A 17,707-nucleotide genomic window follows, 5' to 3' on the forward strand; every position below is an offset into this window, starting at 1 on the left:
CCAACACCAGAAACCCAGTATCCGCCACATCCATGATGCCCCAGGCCATTCGTTCCCCAACACCCCAAACCCTACATTGGTTAGCAGCCGGACAACTTGCCAACCGCTTACACCGCGCCATTAGACACTGGTGGATATTAAATCAACTTTATGGCATCGAAACACAATGGGCTCATTCTCTTCCCAAGCATTTTACCTATTCCCAACTGCGCGATCGCCTCTTTGCCCAAACACACCCCAACAGCGAAAAAATCGACAGCCAAGAAATCACCGCCAAATGTAGAGACTTTTCTTGCATTTGCCATCGTACCTGTGTAGAAATTCTTCAGACATCAGGATTGCACATATCCGAAACCCAATGGCAACCAGAAATATTACAAATCACCGGACTCAGCCCCCAACACCTACAGCAACAACTACAACAACGACCCTTTGCCACAGTACACCGCTCCATCAGAGACGACCTCAAACAGCTAACTCATCTCAAATGGCTGCGAAAAATCAGTAAAGGAGAATACCAATGTCTACCCCCATCCCAACTACCCACACTTCCAGAAATCACCACAGCCCAACCCAACTTTACCCAACTTTCCATACCCCAAACCTGGGAAATACTACACGTCTTAGAATCAGTAGCCTTTCTCCAACCCAACTTAAACCTTATACTCGACAACCTCTGGCAACAACTCTCCCACAACTCCTCTTTATCAATCCATCAACAACCGCAACAGCGAATATTTCTCCACCTCGACTATATCCTCTCCAAAGAAGCCCAAGACCAAGTAGATAACTACCAAGAACAAATAGAACAACTGTGGCGAAAAAGTCCCGGCGGCGTAGTACAATTTGAATACTGGGTAAAAACAGAAGTAAAAGTCCAAGTCACAGTTTATCCCGTTTGCCTACATTACCTCCGCCGTGCCAAATACCTCAGTGCCTATGGTATAGACCCCCAAGGCGAATTAGCTTGGCACAACTATCGCCTAGACCGCATCGCCTCAGAAAACCTCCACATCCTTCCTTGGATAGATGCCGATGTTCCCAAAGAACTCAAACAAATGTGGCAAAAAGGCAACCTCCCCACACCAACTGAAATTCAAACAGAATTAAACGCCGCTTGGGGCTTCAACTTTTACTTCAAACGAGAATTTCTCATCCTCCGCTTTCCCCCCGCCTTCGCTAAAAGGTATGTAGACAATACATTTCGCCATCCCACCTTTAAAGCCATTCCCTACACACAATTACCCCAACAAATCCGAAAAAATATGCCCAACAGCGAACAGCGAAAAGTCTTGGATATATTGCAAAATAAAGCCCCCAGTGATGCTTACTACATAGGCTGGATACGCACTGGTGACATTAACGTTTTAATGCGTCTGCGAGACTGGCGACCCAACGGAGAACTCATCGCCCCATTATCAATTCGTGAGCAACTCAAACAAGAAGCAATACAAGAATTATCTAACTATCAACCATCAGAAAATCACAAAACCCCGTTATAGCCCTTTAGAACCGACTTTACCTTTCACACAGGGGTTTTAACCCCTGGCCACTGCTATTCCTAACCACCTCAGAAGGGTAGGTTTTTTACATTGTCGTCAGGGCTAGACTTGGAAGACAAGGAGGTATTGTAGACAAGGAAGTTATGCCTCTTATGAAAAAATACCCCTTACCAAATCTATCCTCCAGCACAACAATATCCAGACCTGAGTAGGTATTTAATTCCCTCAGCTTTAGCTATCATCAGCAACGACTAATGAGTGAGGAACCTCAATGAATGCAGAGATATCGGCACTATTGGACAGAATGCAGAAAATGTTTAACGACTTCATTCTTCTGCTACCCAACATTGCCCTAGGATTAATTGTTTTTACAATCTTTGTTATTTTCGGTAGATCAATCAAGAGAGTAGTAAGACGCTTAACCAGACACCGCACCTATGCCCGCAATTTAGGAATGGTACTGGGAAGGTTAGCACAAGGTACCACCGTTTTAGTAGGTTTATTTATATCTCTCACAATAGTCTTTCCCTCACTCAGAGCATCGGATTTAGTCCAATTGCTGGGAATTAGTGGAGTAGCAGTCGGTTTTGCTTTTCGCGATATTCTACAAAACTTTTTAGCCGGAATCCTAATTCTACTAACAGAGCCTTTCCACATCAACGACCAAATTGTTTTTAAGAACTTTGAAGGTACTGTAGAAAATATTCAAACAAGAGCCACAACCATCAAAACTTACGACGGTCGCCGCATCGTCATTCCCAACTCCGAACTATTCACCAATTCAGTCACAGTCAATACAGCCTTCGACAATCGTCGCCTAGAGTACGATGTCGCCGTTGGCTACGGCGATGACCTAAATTGGACAAAACAATTAATGCTCCAAGCCATTGATAGTGTGGATACCGTCTTAAAACACCCCCCTCCCGACGTACTGGTAATGGAACTTGCCGAAAATAGTGTTAACATCAGGGCCAGATGGTGGATTAAACCACCGCGAAGATCAGATGCTTTAGACACACGGGATAAAGTCATCTCTGCAATCAAGCAAAAACTTTATGTAGAAAACGGCATCGATTTACCATATCCCACCAGACAAATTTTATTCCACGACCAAACCGAAGCAACAGACGGCGATCGCTCAAGTCAGCGTGAAGGTTGGCCAGCTGGTAACAAACCAGTCCCTCAACCACGTAGCATTGCCGATTCACTCCAACCATTAGCACAATTGCAACACCGCAATAGCAAGGTAGATACCCATAGCAGTGGACATAAATCATGAATAATGTCAAATTATCCAAGGTGTGGGATGCACTTCAAACGAGTTATTGGTTCCTACCAGGAATCCTAGCCCTCAGTGCGGTCATTTTAGCATTTGTCATGTTGAATCTTGACCGCACAATTGCTTTTGATAATTGGAGTTGGACTTACACAGGCGGACCCGATGGCGCAAGAGAAGTACTTTCTGCTATCGCCAGTTCAATGGTGAGTGTTGCTGCTACAGCCTTTTCCATTACAATAGTTGCACTGCAACTCGCTTCTGCCAATTTCGGGCCAAGACTGCTGCGTAACTTTATGCGAGACACAGGTAATCAAATTGTCCTGGGAACATTCATTGCCACCTTTATTTATTCCTTGCTAGTACTGCGTACTATTTATGGAATAGGCTACAACCTCTTTATTCCCCATCTTTCAGTCACAGTTGGTCTCGTCCTAGCAATTCTCAGCATTGCCGTACTAATTTACTTTATTCATCACGCCTCAACCATCATACAGGCATCACACGTCATTGACAGTGTTGGCAAAGATTTAGACAAAGCTATTGACCGACTATTTCCCGAAAAAATCGGTATTAATCCACCAGCAAGTCAACTAGCACCAGCAGACATTCCATCAGATTTTCATCTCCAAGCTTACCCAATTAAAGCTCATCGTCATGGTTATTTACAAGCAATTAATCATAAAAAATTGCTAGAGCTTGCCCATAAACATAATCTCCTCATCCACCTCAAATCTCGACCAGGAAAATTTATTGTCAAAGGTAGTCAACTAGCAACAATTTGGCCCGGCGAAGGATTAAATCGCCAACTTAACCACCGACTGCAAAAAACATTTCTTTTAGGAAAAGAACGCACTGAACAACAAGATATGGAATTTCCTCTGCAACAGTTAGTGGAAATTGCCCTACGTGCTATTTCTCCTGGTATCAACGATCCCTTCACAGTCATTCAATGTATTGACCGACTGACCGCCGCACTGTGTCATCTAGTACAAAAACAGTTTCCCTCATCCTACCGCTACGACCATGACAACCAATTAAGAGTAATTGTCAAATCACTTACTTTTGAAGAGATAGTCCATCAAGCTTTTAACCAAATTCGCCAAGACAGCAGCTCTGATTCAGCCATCACCATTCATTTGTTAGAAGCTATCGCCTTAATCGCCACATACACCCACAATGCCCAATATCAACAAATTCTCAAGCATCATGCCGACATGATTATTCAAAGTAGCTATAAAAGTTTACCACAATCACAAGACCGCCAAGATATCCAAAACAAATATAACAACATTATTCAAGTCTTAGATCAAAACCAGGATATGGAAATTTTGCAGTCATGAAAAACTAGTAGGATGCTTTTATCAATGAAAAATGCCCACAGGCGCGGGCATTAACTAGGCTTTCTGTCACTTTTTTTGGCTACAATCATGTTGTATCATGATGTTTTTATATTTTTCTCTATTCCCAAGAGAAAATCAAGCTATAAAAACCACAACTTTAGACATAAATCATTAAATTATATCTCTTTAATTATCTATCTAACAGATGATAACTTTATAAAAAATAAAGCTATTTTCTCTGGGCAGCAATCTTAAAATTTTCTTCAATACATCTACATTCAAATTGACATTGACATAGCATAAATATAGTCATAACCACCAAAATTTTTTAGACACAATTCACATATTTATGTCCATTGAAATTGAGAATTTTCCCAAATTTTCTATTAAAACTATAAGTGTGGTCAGGTTGGAAATCTGAGGTATTTCCAGGACTGGAAATACCTTGGATTTTACTTTTTTTCTCTCATTTGCCTAACAAACAACATCAAATGTCACATAACCATATTTCTCATCAATGCATGCCTCAAATTTGGCAAGTAAATAAATTTAAATTTTCACAAAATAGCCAGTTATTAATATACAAATTCAACTCAATCAATGCTAATCAAAATTAAAGCTGTTAGCGCAAAAATTAATATACTAACATGAGCCGAAAGAAAGATGAAATTAATTTCGTCATGACCTTATATTATAAAACACAAAAACAAAGAGCGTTACTTGCGGCTTAAGGGTGTATCTTCTACCTATATTCAGAAACCTTAAATAATTTATTTATAAGCAAATCTATGGATCCAAAACCACATTCCAATGGATTTGTTCGGCTTCACTCCATTTAAATCAAGTTATAAAAATATAAAGTATATTTTATTTTCAGTATTCATGCGGACATGACACTACTATATTCCTAACCCACCCTACATTTTTAGATAATTGATTTTTCAACTTCCCCGATCAACTTCAGCATGATAAAGTATCACCATATGAAATTCACGGAGTTTTTCAATAAAAACAAAGAAATAAATGATACTCAAAACCAATAATCTTTATCTTTAATTTTTAAATTTTTATTTGTCACCATCCGGTTAAGAATTGTATAAATCAGTATAGTTAAATCTATCCACAGTAATAAATAGTCTAGTGCTGATGCAAAATGTGATAAAAACAATTTGTACCAACATCTGCTATTTAGATTTTTTTTATGTTATAAGACTCACAGAAATTCATGCTCAAGGAAAAGAATTTTTATGGAATTAGAACAATTAGATCGTTTCAAAAAATACGGTGAATTTATACTTGAAAAACTAGACTCAGTACCCCAGTACCCCTCTAAACAAGAAGATTGGATACCCACTAGCTTGGATGATTGTTTAGTTCGCATCCGGGAAGCTGCTGAGAAAACTGTAGAACTTGCCACATCTCCAGTCAAAATTGGGGTGATGGGAGAATTTAGTAGCGGAAAAACTTTACTTTTAGGAAGCTTAATTGGATATGCTGATGCCTTGCCAATTAGTGAGAACCCAACTACAGGTAATGTCACAGCTATTCATATTGTCCCACAGCCAGGTTTTGTGACAACTCAGGCAAATAATTTTACGGTAGAGTATCTTTCTCATCAAGGAGTCAATGACTGTCTACAATTCATGTTGCAGGAAGCAAATCGGCAAAGTAAGGCCGCTGGACTTCCATCTATACCTCCGTCAACATTAAACACTGGCAAAGATATTAAAGATATTATTAATTGGTGTGAGGACACATGGAATAATACTAAAAACTTGGAATTACGTTATTTACTACGAGAGTTAGTCTTATTTATTCGCGCTTATCAAGCCTATGGGGAAGCAATGTGTGGTGGAAGCTACCAAATTGATGGCGTTACCGCCCGTGAGGGGCTACAGCTCGCTGAACAGCCCATGGCTATCCAAACTCTCCGGTTTGAGGATTTACCTCCATCTCATATTCGATTACCTAGTCCACCCCAGAGGCTACCTACTAAGCTATTGCAAAACACTTTCCCCCTGATTCGTCGTGTTGATATTCAAGTAAAAATATCACGAGAAATTTGGGATTTTACCGGAGCTTCAGAATTTATTCTTTTGGATTTTCCAGGATTAGGAGCCAGTAATTCCGGTGCTAGGGATACCTTTTTATCACTGCGGGAATTGGCAGAAGTACAGACAATTTTAATATTGTTAAATGGTAAAACTCCTGGTAGCGACCGCGCCAATAAAATTTTCACAATGATGCAGCAGCAGCGCCCAGGACAAGACCTAAAAGATTTAATTTTAGTAGGGGTGGGTCGTTTTGATCAGCTACCTTTAGATAGTGAAGGTTGTGAAAGAGAACTTGATCAATTAATCGCCACTATTCCACCTTTAGACGAAGATGAAGTTTTCCGCAAATTAAAAGTTTTACAAACTACAATTGATGCTGCTAGTGCATTCACAACCCAACCAGAGCGGATTGTTTTATTATCCCCACTACTAGGGCTGGCTGAGTTAGCAAAACGTTCTAGTAGCTTCAAAGCAGGTTCACCAGAATTTTTAGCCAACCTAGATTATCCTGATTACCTAGAACGGTCTAGGCGGTTGCAACAAAAGTGGCAACTATTAAGCACACGTCTGCTGGAATCAGATCCCCGTAGTCATTTAGGCAGACAACTCAGTTACTTTGCTCAAGACGGTGGCATTGCCAAACTGCGGGAATTAATTCAAAATCATGTTATCAGTCATGGACTCACACAACTGTATCAAGACACTGGCAGATCCGTCGATAATTTACTTCAACATCAACAACACCTCAAAAACATTATTTCTGAAATTCATGACCAAGGTATTCCCACCGCAGAGCCTCAGAATTTAATTGAGTTGCGGGCTGCTATAGAGAATTTAGATAAAACCTATCGCAATTTTCAAAAAAGTTTAGGCAAAGAACCACTCAAAGATCGCCGCGGATATGTAGTTAGCGATGTAGTCAAAGACGAACTCACATTTAAAATCCTCAATTGGAATGAGTGGACTTTACTATTTAACAAAGCCAACAATGGTAATATCACTATTGCAGAATTTAAAGGTGCAGCCGGTAAATTATTTGACAGAGGAAATAGAGTTAACAGCACCCTACCAACCAAGAGCGAAGATTTTTATCCAGCTTTTGCCAAAACTGTCAAGGAATTAGAAAATTTTGCCCGCGATCGCATTCATCAAGCAGTGGCAGATTTATTAAGTCAATTGTGCCATCACATAGCCCCAGAACGTGATTACTTACAGGCAAATCTACATCCAGCAATGGAACAAGAAATCGAAACGAAGTTTGGTGTAGAAGAAGCTGATATCTTTTACAAATTGCTACTAGGATGTGATCCTAATAAATGGAAAGAAGCAATTATCTTAGAAATTAACAGCAAAGAACAATCCATTTCACCAGAAAATATGTTTCCCTTAGCGCGTAAAGACGAAAAACACAATATTGGTCAAATCTTTGATTGGTCACCTGAAAAAAGTCAAGATTTACCAAAAACAGGTAATCATCAACTTTTTGTATTGCGATTGCGCGATGAAATAACTGCTTGTACTAGTCTTCATCTGGTGCAATATGTTAGCGAAATTAATCAGCAGGTAAATGCTGAATTAGAAGGTATTTTAGATCAAATTATTCCAACTCTGCAAAATCTTTCTAAAAAAGAAGCTTTACTCAGACATCTTGCGGCTGGAGATTCTTCAGCTAAAGTTCCCATTCCTACTTGGTTACAAATTCTCTCAAATGTTGCCACAACTTCCTATGCAGAGGGGAATTTTACAGCTTAAAAAATTCCCTGCTTTCTTGTACAGGAAGTTAAGAATTTTTTATTTTGCATAGTAATTTTAAAATATCGTTTGAGATATTTTTCATAGTGGCAGTATTTTAACTCAGCGATGGCTGACCAATTTCCTAATTGAATCATTAATATAAGGAGAAATAAATGCCTGTAGAAATTCGCCTTGCACCTAACTTCCAAGTGCGTGTCAAAGAAAACGAATACTTGGAATTACCAAGTATCCAACTTGTAGCATCTGGGGATAATGTACCTCACATTGCCAGAATTAATTGTATTGTTACCGGCACACCAGAGGAATTAGCAGTACAAATCAAAAAAGCATATAAACCATTTGATTCTGTAACTCCTAAAATTTCCCAAATCGGTCAATTAGAGCAATATCCTTGTAAATTAGAGCGTCCTTTAATCGAACCAATTAACTGTACATTAGAAGTTATTGTTGAGTACTTTGATTCTGATCCTTTAGGAGACCCATTACTATCTGAACCTAGACAGACTAGCGCTTCATGCTATCTGTGGTCACCAATGATTTTTGACGATGAAATAATTGATACTGATGTTATCAATAGCCCTGTAGAAATTGAGAAATATATCTCCAAAAAAAGTAGCAAAAAACCACAGAAAAGATTTCCGGGATGGTTTGCACTAGATTTTGGCACATCCAATTCTACAGTTACTCTCTTCGACCCCATTGAAGTACCAATTGCTGAAATTTTACCTAAAGAACAAGAAATACGGTTGCGCCAACGTATGGGAGAATGGTTAAGTTCTCCCACATCACTGGCTTTACCTGATGTCAATGCTCATGACTGGGAAAAATTCATTGCTGACATTAGCAAAAACCTAGAAATTGAACCCCATTGTTTGGGAGAAGTCTTTCAAAGTGATCAAAAAGAACGATTTTTAGAAGCAATTCGCCAAGTGGAATTATGTCTAGGTAACAGCGACAAATTCCGGCGGGCTGCTAGCAAAAAACTTTACCAAATCTACCATGAAGTTTTCCGTGTACCTACCTTAGAATCGCAAAATTTAATTCCAGTTATCTTAGATATTAATCGGCTTGATACAGAAATTCCCAGCGAATTGGAAATTGCTAGCTTGACAGATTTCCAATTACGCATGGGTAGGGAGGCCAGGGACAACAGAAAAAAAGCCATTGCTCACGGTACAAGTGTTTCTTTAAAGGAAATTATCAGCAGATTTCACCATTCACCCAAGCGCTATTTTGGTCAGGATCGTTCTTTCCCCGTAATGTTGGATGGTCAATCAGAAATAATTAATGTTAACGAACTCATCCAAGCAGCTTGGGCGCATTTAATTGAGCTAACTGAAGATTACCGCCAACGCGCTAGACGCAGGTTTTCTGAGGGAGATTTTCTCACAGCCGTTGTTACCTACCCCACCGTCGCCCCGCCATTAGTGCGTAAGGAAGTGAAGGAATTAGTCGAACAATTGGGTATTGATGACGTACAAACTGCTTATGATGAAGCCGTCTCAGTGGCAATATTTTTTCTGTGGAGAGAATTTGGCGGTAATCTCAACATTGGTATTGAGTCATTTAAAACCCGTTGTCGCCAAGTAGATAATAAATGGTCACAAAATGTTCTGGTCTTAGATATCGGCGGGGGAACCACGGACTTAGCCTTAATTGAACTAACTTTAGAAGATAGAACCCCGTTCTTTGCTGTACATGAAGACAGAGGTTTAGGGGGACGTTATTATAAACTGACGCCCAAACTATTAGGTTCTTCCGGACATTTACAATTAGGCGGCGAATTAATTACCCTGCGATTATTTCGATTATTGAAAGTGGCGATCGCTGACTTTTTATTAACAGCAGTAACCACAGGTGATCTTGATAGCGAAAAGCTAGAAGATTTAATTACCTCTGAGTTAAACGAGCGTTTTCTGGAAGAAGGAAAATTCAAAAGTGGCAGTTTATTAAAATGTGTAGATAAAGAAAACCCAGACGGTGATGCTGCTTACAAAGATGCCCTAGATACTGCGGAAAAAGTAATACCTAGCCGATGGCAACAAGCACCCCAACGCCTACAAACTTTTTATACTCTCTGGGATCATGCCGAAGCAGCTAAACTCAAACTAGGGCAAAAACCACCAGCAGATAATCCTGTCCTAACTTTTGCACTTTCTGAACGACAAATTTCTGAGATTTTAAGTCAAAGTGGAATTAAATTCCAAGTCAGAAATCCTGATAATATCTCCATTATACTAGACAACCAGCAATTTGAACGAGCCGCTTCTTCCACCATTAAAGAAGGTATTGGCATCGCCAAAGGACTCATGGAAAGTCGTTTAGGTTTTCAAGACCAGAACATAGATTCTTGGAACACACATAAAGTTGATTGGTTGATTTTATCTGGCAAAACCTGTAATCTTGACTTAGTACAGCGACACATCTACCAAGAATTTAGTAACTCTCCATATTTCGTATGGAACCCAGAGCGAATTACTTTTGTTTTGGAGTTCACTAAACTAGCCACTTCAGCCGGTGCTTGTTACGCAGAAAAACTGCGAAGGCTGAGATTTGATCCCGAAGAGTCTAAAGAATTGCTACGTAAAGGAGCAAATCAGCTAGAAATAGATGTAAAAAATCTATTTTATTATCTGCCTTGTAACTTCAAACGCAAAACCCAAAGCAACGAACTTTTACCCATCTTTAAAACCGGACAAGAACTCCATCAAATCTCTCCCTCCGAAACAGCCGCCAAGGTGCGTACAGAATGGCAAGGGATACAATTAACTAATATTATTTATCGCCAAGACTACGAAGAAGGAGACTTACGACTTTGGGGTAGCTTTGATGGTAAAAACCTGATGAAGAAACTGGGAATGCAGGAAGCAGAGTTTCTCAAAAAAATTAAAATCCAGTTTGAAATTGACCAAACTCTGCAATTTAGCGTCTTACTTTGTCAAGGAAATCCCCATTATTTAATTGACGTTCCTGGTATTGATGTGGGTGCAGCATTATTAGCAGCTTCGGAAACATCAACTTTATTTACTGATGGAAAATTGAAGTGGAATATTGCAGTAGAACGTCCACATCAAAAATTATATGATGGTGATATTGCCGTCAATGTCATTGAATCTGCAACTGTAGATCAACCAAATGCTTATCATTTAGTGTTTGAAGTAGATCAAGATGATAGTAAATTACTACGCAAATTTCACTATATACACAATAGTGAACAAGACCCAGAAAACGGTTTGGTTAGTAATCCTTTACCGCCGTTTCCTCAAACAAGTCAACACACCTTTTATATTTATCAAACAGATCCGACAACTAATACCAAAAAATGGATACGAATTGGCGCATTGAATAAACCAGATGTCGCCACAGATTACCCTTGTAAATATTGTGTAACCATTGATAACAAAGGTATTCTCAGAATACACGCCGGTGAAGTTCCCTATTGGACATCTACCAGTCAAGAATGCCTTAAACAAGAAGGATGTGTTTATCCTGCTGAATTAGAATTACAACCTAACGAAGTTGATAAAGAACGGGATCCTTTTTGCGGCATACATTAACCGTAATTCACCCCCAGGGGCAAAAATTTTGACCGTCTCTGGGTGAGATCAACAGAAAAAATGATAGGACTTAAACTCTGATTTTTTCATGTCATTTGCTACGAGAGTCCCTCAGAGGAGAACCCCATAACCCTTGCTTTTTCCTCTTTGCGGTTCGTTCCTCCGTTATCCTGCTTGATATTCATGCACCAATTACGCCAATTATTAGAAATAGAAAACTCAGAGTTAGCCAAAATACTAAAATTTAGTCTGTACGGACTAGAAGCTACATTACATAAAGCCCGCACAGCATTTCCCCTCGATCCGGGAACGGAAATATGTGACGAGTTACTACAAGAAATTTCCACCTTATTACAACCGCCACCAGACTCTACTCCAGAAGATACCATTGCCGTTATATCCTCCCCACAAGAGTTAAAACTCATTCATCTGCGGTCAGCTTTTAATACTGACGCTGAACTCAGTGTATATTTAGGCAATTCGTCACTACAAAGCCAAACAGATGCTGAGTTATGGAACGAAATTCACCGTAAACTACTGCGAGTTCCAGAAAATCTAGCTACAGCTTGGCGAAAACGTGCTTTAGATTTAGCACAAGAAATTGGTGCAGTAGCGGATAATTTGTATGTTGATAAACTGCCCTTTAGCCGAGATGAAATTATTTACCCCGGACTTAACGGTGTTGTGAAAGCTCAAGGATTATGTTTATCTGAAAAAGCATTATTAAATACTGGTATTAACCCAACTGATGAATATGGAAATTTATATTATTTCGCTGGTGTTGTACATTTATTCCTCAGATTTATAGAAATAGATCCGGATTTACATCATGCCTTAAAAAGCGTATTTAGCTTTGATATTATGCCCTTACAATCCCAGCCAGAACAACGAACTCAATATATTAATACCTTAAGCGATCGCTGGCGTCGTCTACAAGATGCAGAGTCAAATTCTGATGAGTTGTTAAGTCTGCGTGCATGGATAGACATGGATGAAGCAATACACTCCTTAGTATTTATCCCACCAGTTGAGCGTTATTCTTGGTGGGGTAACTTACAGCAGGAATCTCGCCGCATTTTAAAAAAGATGACTCAAAAAGCTATTAATATGGGTTCTAACGTCAGAATCCGTCAATTATCTGGAATATACGCCGATGTTTGCCCTTTTTCACAAGACGATCTACAACTCAACAGTGGCGGTGTTCCTGGAGAAGTTTTAACTTGTCTGCGGGTTTATGCCCGTATTAATCAAGAAGAAATTCCAGGACGCGTGATTTTTCGCTCATTACGTTAAACACCAGAATATCGCTTTTATCCTCAGGATGATCCCGACATGATATTATTCACCACCAGAAAACAACAGTGGTAACACAAATGCTGTTGCAATCCCCAGCAATACAGTAACCTCAATAATTCTCAGTGAAAAATTACTCTGTATTAATTGACTAATCTTACCATTAAAATCATGAGAAAAATCACTCCCCCAATCACGCAAACGACTATACCAGTTTCTCGGACTATCCCCTGGGCGGAATTTCCATGACAGCATTGATAGCAATAAGGGCGCACCACCTACTTTAGCAGACATCAAAAGATGAATCGCTAAACAAAAAACCATAATCACCCAAGCTATGAGATGAAAATAATACCACCAGTGATCAAGTTCACCTAAAGGTAGCCATTCTTCTTTCATCATTCTTCCAGATATCACCGCCACCACCGAAGCCATCAGCATGAGAGTATTGACGATACGTTGCATACTCACCCACCAAATTGGCTTACCAATTTGTTTGAGTTTTTTTATAGAGTCTGGTTGTAATAGGCGCTTTTCTCCAGCATGAAAGCTATAAAGTGCAAAAACTGGTAACAAAAGTAAAAAAAATAAAGCTACAGTACCGTGAATATCCTGTATCGGCTCAATTTTTGCAACGGGGATTTGTCCAAATCTTTTGTCGAATGTGTTGTAAACCAAGAATCCAGTAATGACGGCGGTAATTACTAAAGTTGCACTCATCCCATGCAAAATTCTCAACAACAAAGGTTGATAGGGTGCTGAACTGCTCATAAGTTAATTGAGGATTTTTTTCGGACAGTCCCACGGCTGAAACCATGGGGTATCATTGCTTCATCCAGGCAACCTACTTAGAGGAGTTTCCTCGCCTAAACAGAGGTTGTCTGTTTACAATCTTAAGATTCCCTTTGCCCGGCCACAACACCCAATTTTACAATAGTGTCTAAATCAAGTCAATTTGAATTAATCCCAAAGCTAAAAATCTGTGAGCTAACTGCTTTTATTCCAGTAAAGAAATTAATCAACACCAGGTGCAACTAAAGTAAAAACCGTAATCTCCGGACGAGCAAAAAAGCGCAGACACAGTGCTGTCATACCCAAACCACTGTTAGTGTACAATTGCGTATCTCCCACTTGATAAAATCCCGAATAATAGCTTTTACCCCAAGGAGGTAAAATCGGCGGTTTCAAAAAAGGTAAACGCACCTGTCCACCATGAGAATGTCCTGATAGTTGCAAATCAAACCGCTTAGTCATAGCACTAGACTGAGCAAAATCCGGTTCGTGTGCGAGTAAAATTGCTGCACCCCCACGAGGTAACTTCTCCAAGACCAAATCTAAACGGTCTTTACCCATAGCAACATCATCTACACCAGCAATGTGTAAAATGGCATGACCACGCCTTAAAGTATAAACTTCATTATCAAGGTGAACAACACCACTTTGTTCTAGGACTCGTACAATGGCCTGAGCATCATTTTCGTGGTCATGATTGCCCAGTATCGCCACAGTCACATCTTTAGGCTTAAGTTCACCCAGGGTAGACCCCAAAGACGGTATAAACTGCGGCAAATTACGAGTGATTAAATCACCTGTAATCGCTACTAGGTTTGGCTATTGTTGATTTACTAAACGAACAATACGCCTAATACGTTGGGCGGTCATCCATCTATCTCGGTGAATATCACTGATTTGCACAATGCCATAGCCATTGAACTCCCAGGGGAGGTGAGGTAAAGTCAATTGCAAAAAATTGATTGCAATCCAATTTGGTTCAATTAACCTGGCGTACAGTAAAGTACACCAGCCTAACAGAAAACACCACCTTAAACATCTAAAGGCTAATCTACTCGCTTTTTTTGGCCACTTAGAATTTCTCAAGGCATAAACTCCTGGAACGTGACTGCCACACCTCCTAATTGTGCTATTTATTGAAATTTGGCAGTGAAACATCTTGAGGGTGGATAAATTAAATAAAGAATTAAGGTAGTTAAAATGTAAATAAGTGATACAATAATTGTTTATCTCATTCGCCCTGGTTTTATGGGACTGCCAATTGTTGCTATTATCGGTCGCCCCAATGTGGGCAAATCCACCCTGGTTAATCGTCTCGCCGGGGAACAAACGGCGATTGTCCACGACGAACCGGGTGTGACACGCGATCGCACTTACGTACCATCTTACTGGCGCGATCGTGAATTTCTAGTTGTAGACACAGGTGGCTTAGTATTTAACGATGATACTGAATTCCTGCCACTAATTCGCCAACAAGCACTCACAGCCCTTACAGAAGCCAGTGCCGCTATCTTTGTTGTAGACGGTAAAACAGGGACCACAGCATCTGATCAAGAAATTGCTACCTGGTTACGCCAACAAGCCGTACCCGTCTTCCTGGCTGTGAATAAATGTGAATCTCCAGAACTAGGCACAGTTCAAGCCTCAGAATTTTGGTCATTAGGATTGGGGGAACCCTTCCCCATCTCCGCAATTCATGGCAATGGTACCGGCGAATTACTTGACGAGTTAATTAGTCACATCCCCGTCGTCGCCGAAGAAAAAGAAACTAACGAAATTAAGGTCGCTATTATCGGTCGCCCCAATGTGGGCAAATCCAGTTTATTAAATACTTTGGTTGGCGAACAAAGGTCAATTGTTAGCCCCATTTCCGGGACTACACGCGATGCCATTGATACCGTTGTCCAACGTAATGGGCAAATTTATCGTTTAATTGATACCGCCGGCATTCGCAGAAAAAAACAAATAGAATACGGCACAGAATTCTTCAGCATTAACCGTGCCTTCAAAGCTATTCGTCGCGCTGATGTGGTTTTATTGGTCATTGATGCCTTAGATGGAGTCACAGAACAAGACCAAAAATTAGCCGGACGGATCATCGACGAAGGTCGAGCTTGCATTATCGTTGTCAATAAATGGGATGCTATTGAAAAAGATTCATACACCATTTACGACTACGAAAAAAGTCTAGAAGCCCGGTTACACTTTACAGAATGGGCAGAAACTATTTTTGTGAGTGCTTCCACAGGAAAACGGGTGGACAAAATTTTAGACCTGGTAAATCAAGCAGCCGAATCGCACAAACGCCGTGTCAGTACGTCTGTAATTAACGAAGTCCTCACAGATGCCGTGAGTTGGCATTCACCGCCAGTTTCTAGAAGTGGCCGTCAGGGCAAAATCTATTATGGAACTCAAGTAGCTGTCCAACCACCAACCATTGCCCTATTCGTCAACGAAGCTAAACGCTTTAATGAGAACTATCGGCGTTACATTGAACGGCAATTCCGCCAACAATTAGGATTTAAAGGCACACCCATCCGTTTACTCTGGCGCAGTAAAAAAGTCCGGGATATGGAAGTTGGTAGTGCTAATAAAGCAACTCGTGTTAATTGACAATTCCCTCGCCTAAAGGCGAGGGAATTGTACATTCACCCTCAAAACTTGCTCAACCAGGCTTAGACCAAGGAAACTAGAGGCTTAAACTCCTGTGGCGTTGATTTTGGGACGCCCTCCTATTTTTTGCTAGATTCAGAATATTTACTGCTCCCTTTACATCTCTTCTTTGTAACTCACAACCATAACTAAATCTACGGGTACGAGAATTGCTGCATTTTTGTGCTGTGTAACATAGACTAACACCAGCAACTTCACTGTTGAACCTAACAGCAAAATATTCTAGCCATTAACAAAATATTTCAGCATGTGTCAGGTCAAAATAGTTAAATCAAGCTCTGACTTTCTATTACCCAGCACTCAAAAATGGATTTACTGCGATCGCTACCAATTGGACTTTATCTAGAACAACCACAAACCTGGCTACACAAACTCGATCCGCGTGTCAAAATTGCTTGGTTGATGAGCCTTCTGACTAGCTACACCTTTGCAAACAACCAATGGCGGATCATCCTGGTTGTGCTATTAATTATCTCCACCATATTAGCCAGAATACCCCGGCGAGTGTGGAAACAGCAAATGGGGTGGCTATTAACCTTAGCGCTGTTCGTCTTCCTAATTATCAGTATCAGTCCTGATGGTTTGGGTGTAAAATATCAACCACGTCTACCAACTAGCGCACAAGTCATAACCCAGCCAGCAAACGGCAGCAACACCAATCTTGTTTCGGCACCAACAAGGGATAATAAAGACTACAACTACATCTTATTTCACCAAGGGCCTGTCAAAGTAACTCGGCGCTCAATTGATTTGGCTATCAGAGTCAGTACTATTATATTTACAGTAATTTACAGCAGCAACCTGTATCTCTTGACAACCGCACCCGAAGAGATCACCACTGCTATAGAAAGCTTGATGCAGCCTCTGCGAGGCTTAAAAGTACCTGTAACTGAAATCGCACTGACTTTAACTTTGTCTTTGCGATTTATCCCCCTAGTTTTAGAAGAAGTGCAAAACTTAATTCGTTCTGTGATGACCAGGGCAATTAATTGGAAAAAATTAGGGTTAAAAGGATCTGCCAAAGTGTGGATAATAGTAGCAGAGAGACTGTTAAACAATCTACTATTGCGAGCAGAACAAATGGCCAGTGCAATGATGGTGCGTGGCTTTACTAGCCCCAATGAACATCAAGTCAAATGGCATGAATTAAGCCTTAAAGCTAGAGACTGGCTAGCCATCGCCATTCTCACCCTATTTTGGGGTGCCAGGCTATTTTTAGGTAATTTAGCTTAACACACTTGTTCTGCGAGTAATTTTGTTCCATATAGCGATAATTATGGCAATATGGAAAGAAGCAAGAGCCAACAGACATAAGTAATTGCCTTTCTGATCTCTTGTGCATCTCTACGTTGCTACTGCCAGTTTCATCTGCCACTCAGAACAAGAGCAAGGTTTTGATGACTGCCACGAAATGGCCGGAATCGCTGATTTTACGTAATCTAACCAAATATTCTGGCAAAAG

Annotated in this window: 10 protein-coding genes and 1 pseudogene; 8 read left to right on the forward strand and 3 right to left on the reverse strand. The window is 40.3% G+C overall.

Going from position 1 to position 17,707, the window contains the following annotated elements:
* Nucleotides 1-32: 32 nt before the first annotated feature.
* From NWP25_RS01785 to NWP25_RS01810, 6 genes are all read left to right on the forward strand, one after another.
* The gene (locus tag NWP25_RS01785; RefSeq protein ID WP_280651844.1) at nt 33-1,502 is read left to right on the forward strand and encodes a TIGR03985 family CRISPR-associated protein; all 1,470 of its coding nucleotides are present in this window, start codon (nt 33-35) and stop codon (nt 1,500-1,502) included.
* 271 nt (nt 1,503-1,773) lie between these two features.
* On the forward strand, nt 1,774-2,781 hold the full coding sequence (locus tag NWP25_RS01790; protein ID WP_280651845.1) for a mechanosensitive ion channel family protein: 1,008 nt from the start codon (nt 1,774-1,776) through the stop codon (nt 2,779-2,781).
* On the forward strand, nt 2,778-4,121 hold the full coding sequence (locus NWP25_RS01795) for a DUF2254 domain-containing protein (RefSeq protein ID WP_280656488.1): 1,344 nt from the start codon (nt 2,778-2,780) through the stop codon (nt 4,119-4,121). Before NWP25_RS01790 ends, NWP25_RS01795 begins: the two co-directional genes overlap by 4 nt.
* Before the next feature lie 1,247 nt (nt 4,122-5,368).
* Nucleotides 5,369-7,927, forward strand: a complete 2,559-nt coding sequence (locus NWP25_RS01800) for a P-loop NTPase family protein (RefSeq protein ID WP_280652276.1) — start codon at nt 5,369-5,371, stop codon at nt 7,925-7,927.
* Nucleotides 7,928-8,082: 155 nt separating this feature from the next.
* Nucleotides 8,083-11,487: a molecular chaperone gene (locus tag NWP25_RS01805; protein ID WP_280652275.1), complete on the forward strand. Its 3,405-nt coding sequence runs from the start codon at nt 8,083-8,085 to the stop codon at nt 11,485-11,487.
* Nucleotides 11,488-11,670: 183 nt separating this feature from the next.
* A complete protein-coding gene (locus NWP25_RS01810) occupies nt 11,671-12,780 on the forward strand; it encodes a hypothetical protein (RefSeq protein ID WP_280652274.1) in 1,110 nt (369 codons plus the stop codon).
* 45 nt (nt 12,781-12,825) lie between these two features.
* On the opposite strand, the gene NWP25_RS01815 is transcribed toward NWP25_RS01810, so the two are convergent.
* The 3 genes and pseudogenes from NWP25_RS01815 to NWP25_RS01825 all read right to left on the reverse strand — a co-directional run bounded on the left by NWP25_RS01815 (nt 12,826) and on the right by NWP25_RS01825 (nt 14,526).
* Nucleotides 12,826-13,551: a cytochrome b/b6 domain-containing protein gene (locus tag NWP25_RS01815; RefSeq protein WP_280698776.1), complete on the reverse strand. Its 726-nt coding sequence runs from the start codon at nt 13,549-13,551 to the stop codon at nt 12,826-12,828.
* Between the two features lie 243 nt (nt 13,552-13,794).
* A pseudogene (locus NWP25_RS01820) lies at nt 13,795-14,379 on the reverse strand (metallophosphoesterase); the annotation flags it as partial.
* Between the two features lie 12 nt (nt 14,380-14,391).
* Nucleotides 14,392-14,526, reverse strand: a complete 135-nt coding sequence (locus tag NWP25_RS01825) for a hypothetical protein (RefSeq protein WP_280652271.1) — start codon at nt 14,524-14,526, stop codon at nt 14,392-14,394.
* Nucleotides 14,527-14,820: 294 nt separating this feature from the next.
* Between NWP25_RS01825 and der the strand changes: the two genes are divergently transcribed.
* Together der and NWP25_RS01835 are read left to right on the forward strand one after the other, a co-directional pair.
* Nucleotides 14,821-16,185, forward strand: a complete 1,365-nt coding sequence (gene der, locus NWP25_RS01830; protein ID WP_280652270.1) for a ribosome biogenesis GTPase Der — start codon at nt 14,821-14,823, stop codon at nt 16,183-16,185.
* Between the two features lie 366 nt (nt 16,186-16,551).
* Nucleotides 16,552-17,478: an energy-coupling factor transporter transmembrane component T family protein gene (locus NWP25_RS01835; protein WP_280652269.1), complete on the forward strand. Its 927-nt coding sequence runs from the start codon at nt 16,552-16,554 to the stop codon at nt 17,476-17,478.
* Nucleotides 17,479-17,707 lie beyond the last annotated feature (229 nt).

Origin of the sequence: Umezakia ovalisporum Ak1311 (assembly GCF_029891685.1) — a bacterium.
In the GTDB taxonomy this organism is placed as follows: domain Bacteria; phylum Cyanobacteriota; class Cyanobacteriia; order Cyanobacteriales; family Nostocaceae; genus Umezakia; species Umezakia ovalisporum.

What these genes read in the sequence shown, in the direction of transcription:
- NWP25_RS01785 (WP_280651844.1), top strand. Translation starts at nt 33, where the DNA reads ATGATGCCCCAGGCCATTCGTTCCCCAACACCCCAAACCCTACATTGG.
- NWP25_RS01790 (WP_280651845.1), top strand. Translation starts at nt 1,774, where the DNA reads ATGAATGCAGAGATATCGGCACTATTGGACAGAATGCAGAAAATGTTT.
- NWP25_RS01795 (WP_280656488.1), top strand. Translation starts at nt 2,778, where the DNA reads ATGAATAATGTCAAATTATCCAAGGTGTGGGATGCACTTCAAACGAGT.
- NWP25_RS01800 (WP_280652276.1), top strand. Translation starts at nt 5,369, where the DNA reads ATGGAATTAGAACAATTAGATCGTTTCAAAAAATACGGTGAATTTATA.
- NWP25_RS01805 (WP_280652275.1), top strand. Translation starts at nt 8,083, where the DNA reads ATGCCTGTAGAAATTCGCCTTGCACCTAACTTCCAAGTGCGTGTCAAA.
- NWP25_RS01810 (WP_280652274.1), top strand. Translation starts at nt 11,671, where the DNA reads ATGCACCAATTACGCCAATTATTAGAAATAGAAAACTCAGAGTTAGCC.
- NWP25_RS01815 (WP_280698776.1), bottom strand. Translation starts at nt 13,551, where the DNA reads ATGAGCAGTTCAGCACCCTATCAACCTTTGTTGTTGAGAATTTTGCAT.
- der (WP_280652270.1), top strand. Translation starts at nt 14,821, where the DNA reads ATGGGACTGCCAATTGTTGCTATTATCGGTCGCCCCAATGTGGGCAAA.
- NWP25_RS01835 (WP_280652269.1), top strand. Translation starts at nt 16,552, where the DNA reads ATGGATTTACTGCGATCGCTACCAATTGGACTTTATCTAGAACAACCA.